The sequence below is a fragment of the Burkholderia sp. 9775_39 genome (assembly GCF_015712225.1).
Classification (GTDB): domain Bacteria; phylum Pseudomonadota; class Gammaproteobacteria; order Burkholderiales; family Burkholderiaceae; genus Burkholderia; species Burkholderia cenocepacia.
Genome location: NZ_JACCQC010000019.1, coordinates 39277 through 55460, shown reverse-complemented (window position 1 = coordinate 55460; position 16184 = coordinate 39277). Strand labels below are relative to the sequence as shown.

The window sequence follows — 16184 nt, the reverse complement described above, 5'->3', positions numbered from 1 at the left end:
AGCGACGTGGCGCGAGCGGCCGGCCCGACCGACCGCCGGCCGCTGCGCCCCGCTCAACTCCCCACATACCGCGACGGCAGCGGCGGCGCGTCCGCCGGAATCGTCACGAGCGACGTGTTCAGCCAGCCTTGCGGCGTGCCGTTCGACTGCGCATACGCGCCGACGTACGGCATCATCCGCGTCGTCTGATAGACCTGCGGCGTCCAGCCGGCGGGCGCAAGGAAGATCGACGTCGCGCGCTTCTCGCTGTACGCGGATGCGCCGTACGTCGAGATGTTCCACAACGTCTGCTGATACGTCGCGTAGTCGGCGTTGTGGCGCGAGCCGCCGGCCTGCCAGCCTTCGAGCTGGATGAACGTGTTGTACGTGCCGGCGCCCGCGAGCAGGTTGTTCACCGTGCGCCCGTACAGAAACGACAGGATCAGCCCGCAATTCGCCGGCGCGAAATCGTTGCCGACGCTCAGGTAATAGCGGCCCGTCGTGTTCACGACCGATGCGTAGTGCGAATTGCCGATATCCGTCGACGTCGCCAGCCCGCTCGCCCCCATGAAACTGTCGAAGGCCTGCATCGTGACGCCCGCCGGCAGGTCGCTGGTCGCGCTGATCGCGACGAGGTGCGAACCGGCCGCCAGCAGCGTCAGGAACGCGGACAGCGTGGCCGCGTTCCAGTTGCCTTGCGCGTCGACGAACGGGAACGCGCGATAGCCGGTCAGCGAGAAAACCGCCGGGTCGGAGCCGGCCTGCCACGCGATCTGCGGCACCCACATCGTCAGCGGGCCCGCGTTCGACGCGCTCGACACGTACTGCTTCAGCGCATCGATCAATTGCGCATCGGCGCCGGGCAGCACGGTGTACGACGCGCCGTCCTGCCAGCGTCGCACCCATTGCGCGACGAAGCCCGCGAGCTGGCCGCCGGTGAAGTCGGCGGGCGGCACGTAGCCGAGCGAGCCCGTGCCCTGATACGCGGACCGGATCGCCGCGGCCGTGCGCACGTTGCTGCCGAACATGCTGTTCGCGAAATCCTGGCAGTTGTTGGCCGGCGGCGTCGCGAGTTGCGCGAGCGGGACGACCCATGCGCCGTTCGCGGTCGCGACGCCGCGATACAGGTTGAGATTCGCGACCGAGTCGTGGCCGGGAAACGTCGCGGCGTCGGCGCCCGACACGTAGCCGGCCGACGGCGTGACGCTGACGGTGGTCGGCTGCGACCCGAACGGATGCGTGTACGCGATCGCGAACGATGCGTCGCCGCCGGCGAGGCTGAACGATCCCGTGCAATCGCCCCAGCTGTTCGACGCGCTGACGGCGGTCGATTGCCCGGTCGCGATCAAACTTTGCGACGCCTGCGGCGTCGAGCCGCTCTGGCTCGCCGCATTGCCGAACGCGAGCGTGGTCGACGGAATCGCGTTGACGACGTTGATCGTGATCGAGCGATCGCCGATGCCGTAGCTGCGGGCGGACGTATCGGCGGCGCCGGTGGCGGCGAACGACGACGCGGCGGCCGGGCTGCCGTCGCCGCCGCAGGCAGCCAGCGAGCCGACGAGCGGCGACAGAGTCAGCGCGGCGCCGCGCTGGATGAAGCGCCGGCGGTTCGGCGCGGTCGGGCGGACGGGTTTCGAAGCGGTCATGGGGCGTTCCTGGTCACGGGTTCGAGAGGCGGTAACGGTCCGGCGCATTGCACACGTGTGCAATGCCGGCTGCGTCCTCGCGGTCGCCGGCACATGCGCCGCGCGTATTTATGCGGGAGATCGATGAAATGCCTGCGACGAAACCGAGTCGCCGATGTGACGCGCCGCGCGCGGACGGCCCGGGCGGGCGAGGGGAGCGCCGGCCAGGCATTGGGTGCGCGACGGGGATCGGGTAAAGTGCCGCTCAACATGCCGGTTCGACGTTACTAGACGACCGGTCTAATCGTTGCTACCATACGCCATCATGAATGCATCTTCAGGCGCCGAAGTCCGCCAGCACATCCTGAACATCGCGAAGCCGATCATGCTCCACAAGGGGTTTTCGGCGGTCGGTCTGAACGAGATTCTCGCCGCGGCGGGCATCCCGAAGGGCTCGTTCTACCATTACTTCGGCTCGAAAGAGGCATTCGGCGAAGCGCTGCTCGAATCGTATTTCGAAGGCTATCTCGCGCATCTCGACAACCTGCTCAAGCACCAGGCCGGCACGGGCGCCGAGCGCCTGATGACGTACTGGGGCAACTGGCTGCACACGCAATGTGCGGACGATCCGGAAGGCAAGTGCCTCGCGGTGAAGCTCGGCGCGGAAGTGTCGGATCTGTCGGAAGCGATGCGCGCGGTATTGCGGCGCGGCACCAGCCAGATCATCGAGCGGCTTGCGGGCGGCATCGAAGGCGGGCTCGCCGACGGGTCGCTGAGCGGCGTCGACGATCCGTCGTACACGGCCGCGATCCTGTACGAGCTGTGGCTGGGCGCGACGCTGCTGGAAAAGATTCACCGCAACCGCAAACCGCTCGAAAGGGCGATGGCCGAAACGCGGCGCATGCTGAACCTGCCGCCGGCCGCGCACGACGGAGCGCAGTCGTAATCCGGGCGCGCCTGGGCGCGCCTTGTTTTTGCCCTGATTCTAGACGACTGGTCTACTCAATCCTTCATGACGAACGCTTCACGCTGCGTTACGCTGTCCCGATCGTTCCCACCGCCTGCCTGCGAGCGCACCGGCCCGACCGCCGATGCCGCCACGGGCGTGCACTTCCTGCTGGTCCATCCCTGATCCGATCGTGCCCACGAAGCACGTTCATTCCTGTTGACGGAGGCTCACATGCCGCAAAGCAAGACCGCAAACCGCCAGATCATCCTGAATTCGCGCCCGGTCGGCGCACCGACGCCGGACAACTTCCGCGCCGAAACGAGTGACGTGCCGGTGCCCGGCCCCGGTCAGGTGCTGCTGCGCACCGTCTGGTTGTCGCTCGACCCGTACATGCGCGGCCGGATGAGCGACGCGCCGTCGTATGCGCCGCCGGCCGAACTGGGCCAGCCGATGGTCGGCGGCACGGTCAGCCGCGTGGTGTCGTCGAACCTGCCGGCGTTTCGCGAAGGCGATCTGGTCGTCGCCGGAGCCGGCTGGCAGGACTACGCGCTGTCCGACGGACGCGACCTGATCCCGCTCGGCCGCGACTTCGCGCATCCGTCGTACGCGCTCGGCGTGCTCGGCATGCCGGGCTTCACCGCGTACACGGGGCTGCTGAAGATCGGCGAACCGAAGGCCGGCGAAACCGTGGTCGTCGCGGCCGCGAGCGGCGCGGTCGGCGCCGTGGTCGGCCAGATCGCGAAGCTGAAGGGTTGCCGCGTGGTCGGCGTCGCGGGCGGCGCCGACAAGTGCGCGTACGTGACCGGCACGCTCGGCTTCGACGCATGCGTCGACCACCACGATCCGGCGTTTGCCGCGAAGCTGAAGGACGCGTGCCCGAACGGCATCGACGTCTATTTCGAGAACGTTGGCGGCGCGGTGTTCGATGCGGTGTGGCCGTTGCTGAACGACCATGCGCGCGTGCCCGTCTGCGGGATCATCGCGCATTACAACGACGCGGCCTACGACGACAAGGCGCTGTCGACCGGCCGTGATCGGGTGCCGGCGCTGATGGGGGCGATCCTGCGCAAGCGCATCCGCGTGCAGGGTTTCATCATCCTCGATCACTATGCGAGCGGCTATGCGCCGTTCCTGAAGGACATGAGCGAATGGGTCGCGCAGGGCAAGGTGAAGACGCTCGAGGACGTCGTCCCCGATCTCGCCGACGCGCCGCAAGCGCTGATCGGCTTGCTCGCCGGCAAGAATTTCGGCAAGGTCGTCGTGCGTGTCGGCCCGGACGAGCTGGCCTGATCCCTCCGCTCGACCACCTACCACCGTTGCACGCTGGCGTCGCTCGACGCCGGCTTGTGGCATGCTCGTTTCCGTTTGCAAAGGAGTGAAAAAATGGCGCTTCACGTGATTGCTTCGCTGTTCCTGAAACCCGAACACGCGCAGGCCGCCGAGGCCGAGCTGCGCAGCATGGTCGCCAAGACGCGCACCGAACCGGGCAACCGGCGCTACGACCTGTTCCGCGAACAGGACGGTTCGCCGAACCTGCATCTGTACGAGATCTACGACGATCAGGCGGCATTCGACGCACACCTCGCGAGCCCGTATTTCGGCGAATTCCGCACGAAGTCGGCCGACTGGTTCACCGCACCGCCGGTCATCAAGGTGCTGTCGGGCATCGACGTGGCCGAGTAACGACGCAGCACGCCACACCACCGCCGCGGCCCGCCCGCACCCGGGCCGCGCGGCACCCGTTGCGCACGACGCAACGGCGATGACGACGACCACACGGCGCAGCGCGCCTCGTTCGCGCCGCTTCCCCAATACAACGGCCCCGGAGGCTGAATGATCACCCTCAACATCAACGGCGAAAACCGCTCGGTCGACGCCCCCGACGACATGCCCTTGCTCTGGGTGCTGCGCGACGTCGTCGGCCTCACCGGCACCAAGTTCGGCTGCGGGATCGCGCAATGCGGCGCGTGTACCGTGCATCTCGACGGTGTCGCCGCGCGTTCGTGCGTGCTGCCGGTCGCCGCGGTCGCGGGCCGCAAGATCACGACGATCGAAGCCGTCGGCGCGACACCGGCCGGCCACAAGGTCCAGCAGGCCTGGCGCGAGCTCGACGTCGTCCAGTGCGGCTACTGCCAGTCGGGGCAGGTGATGGCCGCTACCGCGCTGATCGCATCGAACCCGAACCCGAGCGACGCCGACATCGACGCGGCCATGGCCGGCAACATCTGCCGCTGCGGCACGTACAACCGGATTCGCGCCGCGGTCAAGCAAGCCGCGAAGGAGGTCTGACATGTCGCGAGGACTCCTCGAAGCAGGCCGGGCCGGCGCGGGCGTGTCGCGCCGCGGGTTTCTGAAACTCGGCATGTCGCTCGGTGCCGCGGCCGGCGGCGGCTTGCTGCTCGGCTTCAGCCTGCCGGCCGCGGGCGACGATGCACGCCGTTCGGTGATCGGCGGCGACGCGGCCGAACCCGCGGCGCCCGGCGTGTTCGCGCCGAACGCCTTCGTGCAGATCGACCGCGCCGGCAAGGTCACGCTGGTGATGCCGAAGGTCGAGATGGGGCAGGGCGTCTACACGGCGCTGCCGATGCTGATCGCGGAAGAACTCGAAGTGCCGCTGTCGAGCGTGACGCTCGATCATGCGCCGCCGAACGAGAAACTGTTCCTCGATCCGTTGCTCGGCGGCCAGCTCACCGGCGGCTCGACGTCGGTGCGCTACGCGTGGGAACCGATGCGCCGCGCGGGCGCCACCGCGCGCACGCTGCTGGTCACGGCCGCCGCGAAACAATGGAACGTCGATCCGGCCACTTGCCGCGCGGCGAACGGCGAGGTGCAGCATCCGCCGAGCGGCCGGCGTGCATCGTACGGCCAGTTGGCCGACGCCGCGGCGAAGCTGCCGGTGCCGAAGGACGTCGCGCTGAAGCAGCCGGCGGATTTCAAGCTGATCGGCACGCCCGCGAAGCGCCTCGATTCGCCGGAGAAAGTCGACGGCACCGCGCAGTTCGGGCTCGACGTGCGCCTGCCCGGCATGCTGTATGCGGTGATCGTGAACAGCCCGGTGTTCGGCGGCACGGTCGCGAGCGTCGACGACACGGCCGCGAGGAAGATCCCCGGCGTGCGCCAGGTCGTGCGCGTCGACAACGCGGTCGCGGTGGTCGGCGATCACACGTGGGCCGCGAAGCGCGGTGCGTCGGCGCTCGTCGTGGAGTGGAACGAAGGCGCGGGCGCGAAGGTGTCGACGAAGGATCTGTTCGCGGATCTCGCGCAGGCGGCGGCGAACGGCAAGGGCGCGGTCGCACGCAAGGAGGGTGACGTCGGCAAGGCGTTCGCGAACGCGAAGACGCGCGTCGACGCCGTCTACGAACAGCCGCTGCTCGCCCACGCAACGATGGAGCCCGTGAACTGCACGGTGCACGTGCACGGCGACGGCTGCGAGATCTGGGTCGGCACGCAGGTGCCGGCCCGCGCACGCGACACGGCGCAGCAACTGACCGGGCTGCCGCCGGACAAGATCGTCGTGCACAACCACCTGCTCGGCGGCGGGTTCGGCCGACGGCTCGAAACCGACATGGTCGGCCAGGCCGTGAAGGTCGGCAAACAGGTCAACGCGCCGGTGAAGGTGATCTGGACGCGCGAGGAAGACGTGCAGCACGACATGTACCGGCCGTGCTACTACGACAAGATCTCCGCCGGCCTCGACGCGAACGGCAAGCCGGTCGCGTGGCAGCACCGGATCGTCGGCTCGTCGATCATGGCGCGCTTCGCGCCGCCCGCGTTCAAGGACGGCGTCGATCCCGACGCGGTCGAGGTTGCGGCCGAACTGCCGTACGACCTGCCGAACCAGCTCGTCGACTACGTGCGCCAGGAGCCGCGCCACGTGCCGACCGCGTTCTGGCGCGGCGTCGGGCCGACGCGCGGCACGTTCGTCGTCGAGAGCTTCATCGACGAACTGGCCGCGCAGACCAAGACCGACCCGGTGCAATACCGCCGCGCGTTGCTCGACAAGACGCCGCGCGCCCGCAACGTGCTCGACGTCGCGACGAAGGCGGCCGGCTGGGGCGCGCCGCTGCCGAAGGGGCAAGGTCGCGGCGTCTCGGTGATGCACGCGTTCGGCAGCTTCTTCTCGATCGTCATCGACGTCGCGGTGGACGGCGGCGAGGTGCAGGTCAAGCGCGCCGTGTGCGCGGTCGATTGCGGGATGTTCGTCAATCCGAACACGATCGAGGCGCAGGTGCAGGGCGGCATCATCTTCGGGATCACGGGCGCGCTGTACGGCGAGATCACGATCGAGGACGGCCGCGTCGTGCAGACCAACTTCACCGACTACCGGATGATGCGCATCAACGAGGTGCCGCCAATCGAAGTCCACCTGGTGAAAAGCGGCGAAGCGCCGGGCGGGATCGGCGAGCCGGGCACGGCCGCGACCGCGGCGGCGCTGTCGAACGCGATCTTCGCGGCCACCGGCACGCGGCTGCGCAAGCTGCCGGTCGGCAACCAGCTGAAAACGGCCTGAGGGGAGGGGAACATCATGCGACATCTCACCCTGAACCTGAACACGCTCCGCGCGTCGTTGCTCGCGCTGTCCGCACTGGTGGGGGGCACGGCCGCGCATGCCGCGCAGCCGGCGCCCGCCGACAGCGCACTCGTCGCGCGCGGCGCGTATCTCGCGAAAGCCGGCGACTGCGTCGCGTGCCATACCGCGCCGCGCGGCACGCCGTTCGCGGGCGGCCTGAAGATGGTCACGCCGATGGGCGCGATCTACACGACCAACATCACGCCCGACCCGGAGACAGGTATCGGCGGCTATACCGAAGCGGATTTCGCCGGCGCGTTGCGCAAGGGCGTCGCGAAGGACGGTCACAACCTGTATCCGGCGATGCCGTATCCGTCGTACGCGAAGCTGAAGGACGACGACGTGAAGGCTCTGTATGCGTACTTCATGCACGGCGTCGAACCGGTGAAGCAGGCGAACCGGCCGTCCGACATCCCGTGGCCGCTCAACATGCGCTGGCCGCTCGCGTTGTGGAACGCGGTGTTCCTCGACACGACGCCGTACGCGGACAAGCCGGCCAAGGACGCGATGTGGAACCGCGGCGCGTATCTCGTGCAGGGGCTCGGGCACTGCGGGTCGTGCCACACGCCGCGCGGTGTCGGCTTCCAGGAGAAGGCGCTCGACGAAAGCGGCGCGGCGTTCCTGTCCGGCGCGTCGATCGACAACTGGTTCGCGTCGAACCTGACCGGCGAGCACAACACCGGGCTCGGCCGCTGGAACGAGGCCGACGTCGCGCAGTTCCTGAAGACCGGCGCGAACCAGCACGCGACCGCGTTCGGCTCGATGGTGAGCGTGATCAACCACAGCACGCAGGAACTGACCGACGACGATCTGGCTTCCATCTCGCGCTACCTGAAATCGCTGCCGGCGGCAGGCGGCACGGGCGCGCCGCCGTACCGCTATGATCCGAAGGCGACGCAGGTCGCGCTGGGCCGGCCGGCAGCCGATCCGGGCGCGAAGGTGTATAACGCTTACTGCCTGCATTGCCACGGGGCGGACGGGCGCGGCTATGCACCGTTGCTCGCGCCGCTCGCCGGCAATCCGAACGTGCTTGAGGCCGATGCATCGTCGCTGATCAACGTGACGCTGAACGGCAGCGACACGCTCGTGATCGGTGGCGTGCCGTCCGCGTATCCGATGCCGGCGTTCTCGAACCAGTTGAACGACCAGCAGGTCGCCGACGTGCTGACGTTCATGCGCGCCGGCTGGAACAACGGCGCGCCGGCCGTGCAGGCGGCGGACGTCGCGAAACTTCGCAAGGCGACGGCGGCCGCGCACTGAGCGCGGCGCGCCGCGAAACGAGAGCAGGCCGGCGTGCCTGCCGTCGATGCCGCCGGGTGCGTGCCTGCCCCGGCGGCTCGGCTTTTTCTGTCAACCGGCGCGTGGCCGTTCGCGGCAGCGCGCGTTTTATCGACGCAATGTAGGGGTGTCTGGATGGCTAACGTGACTTATACGGATACGCAACTGCTGATCGACGGCGAGTGGGTCGACGCCGCGAGCGGCAAGACGATCGACGTCGTGAACCCGGCGACCGGCAAGCCGATCGGCAAGGTGGCCCACGCGGGCATCGCCGATCTCGACCGCGCGCTCGCCGCCGCGCAGCGCGGCTTCGAGGCATGGCGCAAGGTGCCCGCGCACGAGCGCGCGGCGACGATGCGCAAGGCGGCCGCGCTGGTGCGCGAACGCGCGGACACGATTGCACAGCTGATGACGCAGGAGCAGGGCAAGCCGCTCACCGAAGCACGCGTCGAAGTGCTGTCGGCGGCCGACATCATCGAATGGTTCGCGGACGAAGGCCGCCGCGTGTACGGCCGGATCGTGCCGCCGCGCAACCTCGGCGCGCAGCAGACGGTCGTGAAGGAGCCGGTCGGCCCGGTCGCGGCGTTCACGCCGTGGAATTTCCCGGTCAACCAGGTCGTGCGCAAGCTGAGCGCCGCGCTCGCGACCGGCTGTTCGTTCCTCGTGAAGGCGCCGGAAGAAACCCCGGCATCGCCGGCCGCGCTGCTGCGCGCGTTCGTCGATGCGGGCGTGCCGGCGGGCGTGATCGGCCTCGTGTACGGCGATCCGGCTGAAATCTCGTCGTACCTGATTCCGCACCCGGTGATCCGCAAGGTCACGTTCACGGGTTCGACGCCGGTCGGCAAGCAACTGGCCGCGCTCGCGGGCCAGCACATGAAGCGCGCGACGATGGAACTGGGCGGCCATGCGCCGGTGATCGTCGCCGAGGATGCGGACGTCGCGCTCGCGGTGAAGGCCGCCGGCGGGGCGAAGTTCCGCAACGCGGGGCAGGTGTGCATTTCGCCGACGCGCTTCCTCGTGCACAACAGCATCCGCGACGAATTCACGCGCGCGCTGGTCAAGCACGCCGAAGGGCTGAAGGTTGGCAACGGCCTCGAGGAAGGCACGACGCTCGGCGCGCTGGCGAACCCGCGGCGCCTGACCGCGATGGCGTCGGTCGTCGACAACGCGCGCAAGGTCGGCGCGAGCATCGAAACCGGCGGCGAGCGGATCGGCGCGGAAGGCAACTTCTTCGCGCCGACCGTGATCGCGAACGTGCCGCTCGAAGCGGACGTGTTCAACAACGAGCCGTTCGGCCCCGTTGCGGCGATTCGCGGTTTCGACAAGCTGGAGGAGGCGATCGCCGAGGCGAACCGTCTGCCGTTCGGCCTGGCCGGCTACGCGTTCACGCGTTCGTTCGCGAACGTGCATCTGCTGACGCAGCGCCTCGAAGTCGGGATGCTGTGGATCAACCAGCCGGCGACGCCGTGGCCGGAAATGCCGTTCGGCGGCGTGAAGGATTCCGGCTACGGGTCGGAAGGCGGGCCGGAAGCGCTGGAGCCGTATCTCGTCACGAAGTCGGTGACGGTGATGGCCGTCTGACGGTCGGTTGAGTGTGGGCGCGCCGTGATGCGTGCGGCGCGCCCGCTTTGCGGATGTCTCGATGCCAGTTGGGGGCGCCGTTCATGGGCGACGGTCGGCGGCTCGATGCCGGTTTAGAAAGGGCGGGTTCGGCTCGATGATCGCCCGGACTGGCGACGGCGCGCCGACGCGCCGGGCGCCGCCGCTTTCAATCGCAGGTCTCACGCGTCAATCGTTTTTCGCTCGTCAAGCGTTATCGGACTCGACGGACGGTGCTTCTTGGCGTACGCGCGTGCCGCTATACGATCGACCTTCCGGTGATATTTGGCTTTCAGCCGTTGTACGAGCGTGCGGGCGTCTGAGCGATCGAGGATCGTGGTCGGTGCGCCGGTGTCCTGGACGAATTGCGGCTCAGTGACAAACATCCGCTGCTCGTGTTCCCAATTGCGATCGAACGCGATATCGATGGCGTGCAAAATCCTGGACGTGTAATCGAGCATGGCTTCGGCTGCTTCGCGCGTGATCATATAGCACTGCAAACCGACCGGGCTTTCCATCCACATCAGCTTTGTACCGCTCGACAGGTGTGCGTATTCGGTTTGCTCGCGTCTGTTGAGCCACATCAATCGCACCATGTCCCAGTGCTCGCGCGTGGCGTACAGTTCTTCGGTCGCGGATTTGAAGCCATCCAGTAACGCCACGTCGTCCTCCATGATGCAGCACGCGTTGCTCCCCGACTCCACAAGTTGTCGCCAGACAGCGCGATGACTGAGATAGCAACCGAGTTCGCCCGGTGACAGCAGCCAGCCGTAACGGCGAAGGCGGGCGCCGGTGTCGTACCCGGGGATACCGTGGCCGCAGCCTTTGAGTTCGAAGGCGTCGAAGAAGCGCGCATTGATATTTTGTTTCGCGAATTCCTCGACCATTCCTGCGCGGCGATCGTGTGCGCGCGCGAGTGAAATGCAGACGTATGACAGACCCCGTGTCATGCGAAATAACCCCGTAATAATTGAAAGCGTTTGGTCGGAAGATATCACACGCGTTACAACGCCCGAACTTCCTGCGTCGGCAGTTCAAATATTTCGGCGGTATCTGCGGGTGGGTCGATGCCTGTCCAGGGCGGCCCAGAATGCCATGCGCGCGGTAGATCCAGCGCGAGCGCGCCACTTGGCGAGCACGGTCGCGAACGTGTCCATGAACACCGACTCATGGCAGCATTTCATCGAGCGGAACGTCCAGCGCGGATGTTCGCGCGTAGCAGCGACGGCGGGTTGACGCGCGTGCAGGCTGCCGCCGATTCATGGGCTGTGCTGTGCGCTTCGAGCGCCAGCAAGCGCAGGACTTCGAGGCGATGCCGCGGAATCGGCGAGCGGCCGGCGACGTAGTTCCGCACGGTGCGAATGCAGCAGCGGAGTGTTTGGGCGCTTCGAGCGATAGACAGGCCATCGGTGAGCGTGAGCAAATCGGCTTGCGCGCCGTGACGGCAGGCGGCGGCATTCATAGGCGTTGCGGGCGGTGAACTACCGGTTTTCGCTAGCAACTAAATTTTACATAACGTGAATTATCGACAGTTTATGTTGTAGTAGCTAGATTGAAATGTCCGCTTTTGGCTACATAGAAATGTCCGCTTTCGGGCCGCGTAAGCTGTTCGGCCGCCGGGTGTCCGGCGCCGGAGGCTGCGATGGCTGCAACGGAGCGGATCACGATGACGATGCGCGAGCTGGACAGGTTCAAGGTCATTCAGGACGTGGCCGACGGCAAGCTCAAGCCGTGGCGTGCAGCGGAACGGCTGGAGTTGACGACACGGCAGATTCGCCGGCTGGTCGCCCGGCTGCGGGAGCACGGCCCGGCGGGATTGGTGTCGGGACATCGGGCAAAGCCTGGCAACCGCCGTCTGGACCCAGGCGCCGCCGACCGGACGCTGTCGATCATCCGCGATCGCTACGCCGATTTTGGGCCGACGCTGGCCTGCGAGAAGCTGTGGGAATCCACGGCATCCGGCCGGCTAAGGAGACCGTCAGAAAGCTGATGACAGACGCTGGCTTGTGGATTCCGCGTCGGCAACGACCGCCGAAGATCTACCAGCCGCGAGCGCGCCGGGCCTGCCTCGGCGAATTGATCCAGATCGACGGCTGCGATCATCGATGGTTCGAGCAACGGGCGCCGGCAAGATGTCGGGCATAGGGAGCGCCGTGAAGACTTGACGAGTTCTGACGAATCGGCGCGCTGCCGACAACGGTCGGCATGCGCCCCTCTACCCTATTCTGCCGTGCTCCGTGACGCCGCCGGTGGAATTGCGTCCGATCCTGGTGGACTCCCGTTCCGGGTTCACGCGACAACCCCAGCCTCGGACATCCGCCCACCTCGTCGACATGTCGCGACAAACCCCCCGTCAACTGCGACAACGACTCGCCATCCGCGCGCTGCTGCCGAGCACCCGATCGCGACATCGCACGCGGCCGCGTCGACCGCCGGCCATCAACCGCCGGCTGCATGCACGCGCGGCCGCCGCGTATGCCATCCGAGCGTCTGCTCCAGCGTGGCCGCGACCTGCAGCAACACCGCTTCGCTGCCCATCGGCCCGGCGAGCTGCACGCCGACGGGCCGGTCGCCCGACCAGCCGGCCGGCAGCGAAATCGCCGGCGTGCCGGTGATGTTGAAAAGCCCCGTGAACGGACAGTAGTCGAACAGCTTGTCGCACCAGCCGCGCGCGTCGAGCGTCGCATCGTTCTGGTCGAGATGGCCGAGTTCGACCGTCGGCATCCGGGTGACCGGCGTGACCAGCACGTCATAGCCGCCGAAAAACCCGCCGACGTCGCGCGACAGCGCATTGAACTGCATCAGCATGCGTTGCAGGTCGAGCCCCGACAGCCGGCGCCCGTGCTCGATGCATGCATGCGTGCACGCTTCCACTTCGCGCGGATCGTACGACCGCCCGAGCGCATCGGCGGCGCCCAGCGCGGCCGACGCAAGGAACGCCGTCCACGCGGTGCAGCTCGCCGACGCAAGCGCTTCGGCGTCGTACGCAGGTACGGCCACGTCGACGTCGTGGCCGAGCTGTTCGAGCGTGCGCGCCACCTGCTCGGCCGCGGCGACGCAATCCGGATGCGTGACGCCGGCGCCGGGCATGCGCGTCGCCAATGCCACACGCAGCCGGCGTGCGGGCGTGCGGATCGCGTCGGCATAGCGTTCGTGCGGCCGCGCGATATCGAACATCGCACCGGTCTCCGGGCCTTCGACCGCATCGAGCATTGCCGCGCTGTCGCGCACCGTGCGCGTCACGGCGAACTCGATGCCGAGACCGAACAACGGCAGGTTGTAGTCCGGGCCGACCGGCGTACGGCCGCGCGACGGCTTCAGCCCCACGAGCCCGCAGGCGGCCGCCGGCACGCGGATCGACCCGCCGCCGTCGTTCGCGTGCGCGGCCGGCACGATGCCCGCGGCCACCGCCGCCGCCGAGCCGCCGCTCGATCCACCGGCGCTGTACGCAGGGTTCCACGGGTTGCGGGTCGGCCCGTGCAGCAGCGATTCCGTCGTCGCGTTGAAGCCGAGTTCGGGCGTCGTCGTCCGGCCGAAGGTCGCAAAGCCCGCGCGCTTGAAACGCGCCATCAGCTCGCTGTCGGCAGGCGGCACGTAGCGCCCGGCCAGCAGCCGCGAGCCGCCGTCGTTCGCGACGCCACCCGCATGCAGCACGAGATCCTTGATGAGGAACGGCACGCCGGCGAACGGCCCGTCCGCCGCGTACTCGAGCGGCTGGTCGAAGGTTTCGATGATCGCGTTGATTTCCGGGTTGACGCGCGCGGCGGCGGCTTTCGCCGCCTGCATCGCTTCGTCGGCGCTGACATGGCCGGCGCGGATCTCGGCGGCCAGGCCGGTCGCGTCGTAACGTACGTATTCCTCGATATTCATGGGCGTTCTCCTGCGTTCGTCGGGGGTGACGGATGTCGTGATGGGCGGGACTGCGGTGAAGCGACTTCATTGAAGCCCGCGAAAAAACCATCCGAAATCGTTCAGATGAACGATGGGAACGTGCGGCAGGAATGCGGCGAACAGCGGGAAAAAGCGGCGCGCTTACGCGAGCGCGCCGTCATCGTCGAGCACGCGGATCAGTTCGCTCTTCGTGGTCACGCGCAGCTTCACGTACACGCGGCGCAGATGATGCCGCGCCGTCGCCGGCGCGATGCCGAGGCGTTTCGCGACGCCCTTGTACGTGCAGCCGTCGCAGAAGATGCGCGCGACCGCCAGCTCGCGCGGGCTCAGCACGGCGCCGACGCCGGCCGCCCGCGCGCGCACCAGCACGTAATCGCCGAGCCGTTCGCTGTGCAGCCGGATACGCGCGCCCGACAACGCGGGCGGCGGCGGCGTGGCGTCGAACAGTCGGGCTCTCGCGTCGTCCGGCAAGGCGGTGCGATCCCACGACGGCCATTCGAGTGCGGCGAGCGCGAGGAACGCGTCGTCCGCGTACTGCAGCACGCCATGCGCGTCGAACAGCGCGGAAGCCGCGCCGCCCGTCGCGCCATCGGTCGCGTGCATCCAGTGCAGGCGGTTGCATTCGAGCGCCGACGCCATGTGCTCGATCGCGAATTCGAGCAGGTTCGCGTCGGCCGCGTCGAAGCGGCGATGCGTGCGGCGATACAGCGACAGGTGCGTGGCGCGTTGATTCCCGGCGTCCACGCACACGGCGAACAACACCTGTGCGATGCCCTGCGCCTTGCAGAACCGCCGCATCGTGTCGTTCAGCGGAACCGTCGACGTCGACGCGACGACGATCTTCTCCGACGATGTTTCCGCCAGTCGCGCCAGCGGATCGCGCAGCTTGACCTGTTCCCAGTCGTGCATGAAGCCCGGACGCAGATTGTGCAGGTACGCGCTGTGCGGCAACGGGCCGTCGGGCCGCAGGCTCGAATGGCCGAACCATGCGCCGTCGAAGTCGATGTGCTCGTTCAGCAGCAGCAGGAGCCGCCGGTCGAATTCGTCGACGCGCGTCGCTTGCGGCAACCGGTAGAGCGGCAACAGCAGGCGGCCGACGCGCCGTGCAAGCGCGGCGCCTCGTGGCGGGATTGAGCGGGGGCGGATGGCATCGCGGGTCACTCGTCGTCTCCTGTCGCGTCGTCCGGGCGGCCGTGCCGTCGTGGTCGGCGCCGCCGTTTGTCGGGCGATTCTGGCATTTTTGCGGATCGCCGGCCACCGGTCGGAACCCGCTATCCGATACCGTTCGCGGCTGTCGTTCGGCGTGGGCGGACCCGTCGCCGACGCGTTTGTGCGCCGATCGTCCGTGCCCGTCGGTTGAAACCGACCTTGCGCCCCCTACCCGATTCGTTTGTAGAATCGGCGTGTTCGCCGTCCACGACACGGGACAAGACATGATCCTCAGCCGCCGTCCCGCCGGATACCTGCGGCCCTTCATCGACTCGGTATGGGCATCGTATCCGCCGTTTTCGATCCGGAACGAACGTTGCCGCGAGCGCGTGCTGCCGACCGGCGCGGTACACATCGCGATCCGGCTCGATGCCGAGCCGTTGCGGCTATTCGACCGCGTCGAAGACGACACCGGCCGCACGGTCGGCGTCGCCGTGGTCGGCGGCGCACGGGCGTGCGCGTACCTCAAGGACGTCTCCGCGCCGGTGCCGACCGTCGGTGCGCTGATTCGTCCGGGCGCGGTCCGGCTCGTCACCGGCGTGCCGGCGTCGGCCTTCTACGGCCTGCACCTGTCGCTCGACGATCTGTGGGGCGCCGACGCTGCCAGCATCCGCGACCGGCTCGGCGAAGTCGCTTCCGCCGCCGCGCGGCTGGATCTGTGGGAAACGCTGCTGAGCGCACGGCTGCCGCGCGTGACCGGCATCGACCCGGCCATCGCCGCATCGATCGCGCAATTGAATCGTGGCACGGCGGTCCGCACGATCGTGCAGCAACTCGGCTGCAGCCATCGTCACTTCATCGCACAGTTTTGCGAGGCGGTCGGCATGCCGCCGAAACGCTACGGCCGCGTGCGCCGCTTCGCGCAACTGCTCGACGGCTTGTCGGCGGCGCCGCCGGCATCGTGGGCCGATGCCGCGGCGGCGGCAGGCTATGCCGATCAACCGCATTTCAATCGCGAATTCCTCGAGTTCGCCGGATTGTCACCGGAACAGTACCGGCAACGCGCGAGCGCGAACGGTTTTCACGTACCGCTCTGACTGCTGACGCACGACCGCCACGGTCGCCGCGGCGGTCAATTTTGTTC

General features: G+C 68.0%; 13 protein-coding genes and 1 pseudogene. 9 read left to right on the top strand and 5 right to left on the bottom strand.

Annotated elements, in window-relative coordinates:
• Nucleotides 1-53: 53 nt before the first annotated feature.
• Nucleotides 54-1625 carry a hypothetical protein gene (locus H0X90_RS24105; protein ID WP_048985454.1) on the bottom strand — a complete coding sequence of 524 codons (1572 nt, stop codon included), beginning with the start codon at nt 1623-1625 and terminating at the stop codon, nt 54-56.
• Between the two features lie 304 nt (nt 1626-1929).
• On the opposite strand from H0X90_RS24105, the gene H0X90_RS24100 reads away from it, so the two are divergent.
• The 7 genes from H0X90_RS24100 (at nt 1930) to H0X90_RS24070 (ending at nt 9982) form a co-directional block, all read left to right on the top strand.
• On the top strand, nt 1930-2550 hold the full coding sequence (locus H0X90_RS24100; RefSeq protein WP_006482787.1) for a TetR/AcrR family transcriptional regulator: 621 nt from the start codon (nt 1930-1932) through the stop codon (nt 2548-2550).
• A gap of 234 nt (nt 2551-2784) precedes the next feature.
• Entirely contained in the window at nt 2785-3843 is a 1059-nt protein-coding gene (locus tag H0X90_RS24095; RefSeq protein ID WP_006482783.1) for an NADP-dependent oxidoreductase, read from the top strand.
• Nucleotides 3844-3936: 93 nt separating this feature from the next.
• Nucleotides 3937-4236 carry a putative quinol monooxygenase gene (locus H0X90_RS24090; protein ID WP_006482784.1) on the top strand — a complete coding sequence of 100 codons (300 nt, stop codon included), beginning with the start codon at nt 3937-3939 and terminating at the stop codon, nt 4234-4236.
• A gap of 150 nt (nt 4237-4386) precedes the next feature.
• Nucleotides 4387-4842, top strand: a complete 456-nt coding sequence (locus H0X90_RS24085; protein ID WP_060266106.1) for a (2Fe-2S)-binding protein — start codon at nt 4387-4389, stop codon at nt 4840-4842.
• A gap of 1 nt (nt 4843) precedes the next feature.
• Complete coding sequence (locus H0X90_RS24080) at nt 4844-7063, top strand: xanthine dehydrogenase family protein molybdopterin-binding subunit (protein WP_077189126.1); 2220 nt, start codon at nt 4844-4846, stop codon at nt 7061-7063.
• Nucleotides 7064-7078: 15 nt separating this feature from the next.
• Nucleotides 7079-8383: a cytochrome c gene (locus H0X90_RS24075; RefSeq protein WP_006482794.1), complete on the top strand. Its 1305-nt coding sequence runs from the start codon at nt 7079-7081 to the stop codon at nt 8381-8383.
• Between the two features lie 153 nt (nt 8384-8536).
• Nucleotides 8537-9982, top strand: coding sequence for an NAD-dependent succinate-semialdehyde dehydrogenase (locus H0X90_RS24070; RefSeq protein ID WP_006482793.1), 1446 nt, complete (start codon nt 8537-8539; stop codon nt 9980-9982).
• Between the two features lie 200 nt (nt 9983-10182).
• Here H0X90_RS24070 and H0X90_RS24065 read toward each other — a convergent pair whose 3' ends face one another.
• A complete protein-coding gene (locus tag H0X90_RS24065) occupies nt 10183-10950 on the bottom strand; it encodes a glycosyltransferase family 25 protein (RefSeq protein ID WP_012493339.1) in 768 nt (255 codons plus the stop codon).
• A 230-nt stretch (nt 10951-11180) separates the two neighbouring features.
• Nucleotides 11181-11462: a hypothetical protein gene (locus H0X90_RS35810; RefSeq protein ID WP_227739705.1), complete on the bottom strand. Its 282-nt coding sequence runs from the start codon at nt 11460-11462 to the stop codon at nt 11181-11183.
• A 180-nt stretch (nt 11463-11642) separates the two neighbouring features.
• Between H0X90_RS35810 and H0X90_RS24055 the strand changes: the two are divergent.
• Nucleotides 11643-12130: pseudogene (locus H0X90_RS24055) on the top strand (helix-turn-helix domain-containing protein); the annotation flags it as partial.
• 309 nt (nt 12131-12439) lie between these two features.
• On the opposite strand, the gene H0X90_RS24050 reads toward H0X90_RS24055, so the two are convergent.
• Both H0X90_RS24050 and H0X90_RS36230 read right to left on the bottom strand, forming a co-directional pair.
• Nucleotides 12440-13870: an amidase gene (locus H0X90_RS24050; protein WP_048985448.1), complete on the bottom strand. Its 1431-nt coding sequence runs from the start codon at nt 13868-13870 to the stop codon at nt 12440-12442.
• Between the two features lie 162 nt (nt 13871-14032).
• Nucleotides 14033-15052 carry a helix-turn-helix transcriptional regulator gene (locus tag H0X90_RS36230; protein WP_060263904.1) on the bottom strand — a complete coding sequence of 340 codons (1020 nt, stop codon included), beginning with the start codon at nt 15050-15052 and terminating at the stop codon, nt 14033-14035.
• A gap of 167 nt (nt 15053-15219) precedes the next feature.
• Between H0X90_RS36230 and H0X90_RS24040 the strand changes: the two genes are divergently transcribed.
• Nucleotides 15220-16137: an AraC family transcriptional regulator gene (locus H0X90_RS24040; RefSeq protein ID WP_227739704.1), complete on the top strand. Its 918-nt coding sequence runs from the start codon at nt 15220-15222 to the stop codon at nt 16135-16137.
• Nucleotides 16138-16184: the final 47 nt, after the last annotated feature.

Excerpts from the sequence above, each read along its gene's own strand:
- H0X90_RS24105 (WP_048985454.1), bottom strand. The coding sequence starts at position 1,625 with ATGACCGCTTCGAAACCCGTCCGCCCGACCGCGCCGAACCGCCGGCGC.
- H0X90_RS24100 (WP_006482787.1), top strand. The coding sequence starts at position 1,930 with ATGAATGCATCTTCAGGCGCCGAAGTCCGCCAGCACATCCTGAACATC.
- H0X90_RS24095 (WP_006482783.1), top strand. The coding sequence starts at position 2,785 with ATGCCGCAAAGCAAGACCGCAAACCGCCAGATCATCCTGAATTCGCGC.
- H0X90_RS24090 (WP_006482784.1), top strand. The coding sequence starts at position 3,937 with ATGGCGCTTCACGTGATTGCTTCGCTGTTCCTGAAACCCGAACACGCG.
- H0X90_RS24085 (WP_060266106.1), top strand. The coding sequence starts at position 4,387 with ATGATCACCCTCAACATCAACGGCGAAAACCGCTCGGTCGACGCCCCC.
- H0X90_RS24080 (WP_077189126.1), top strand. The coding sequence starts at position 4,844 with ATGTCGCGAGGACTCCTCGAAGCAGGCCGGGCCGGCGCGGGCGTGTCG.
- H0X90_RS24075 (WP_006482794.1), top strand. The coding sequence starts at position 7,079 with ATGCGACATCTCACCCTGAACCTGAACACGCTCCGCGCGTCGTTGCTC.
- H0X90_RS24070 (WP_006482793.1), top strand. The coding sequence starts at position 8,537 with ATGGCTAACGTGACTTATACGGATACGCAACTGCTGATCGACGGCGAG.
- H0X90_RS24065 (WP_012493339.1), bottom strand. The coding sequence starts at position 10,950 with ATGACACGGGGTCTGTCATACGTCTGCATTTCACTCGCGCGCGCACAC.
- H0X90_RS35810 (WP_227739705.1), bottom strand. The coding sequence starts at position 11,462 with ATGAATGCCGCCGCCTGCCGTCACGGCGCGCAAGCCGATTTGCTCACG.
- H0X90_RS24050 (WP_048985448.1), bottom strand. The coding sequence starts at position 13,870 with ATGAATATCGAGGAATACGTACGTTACGACGCGACCGGCCTGGCCGCC.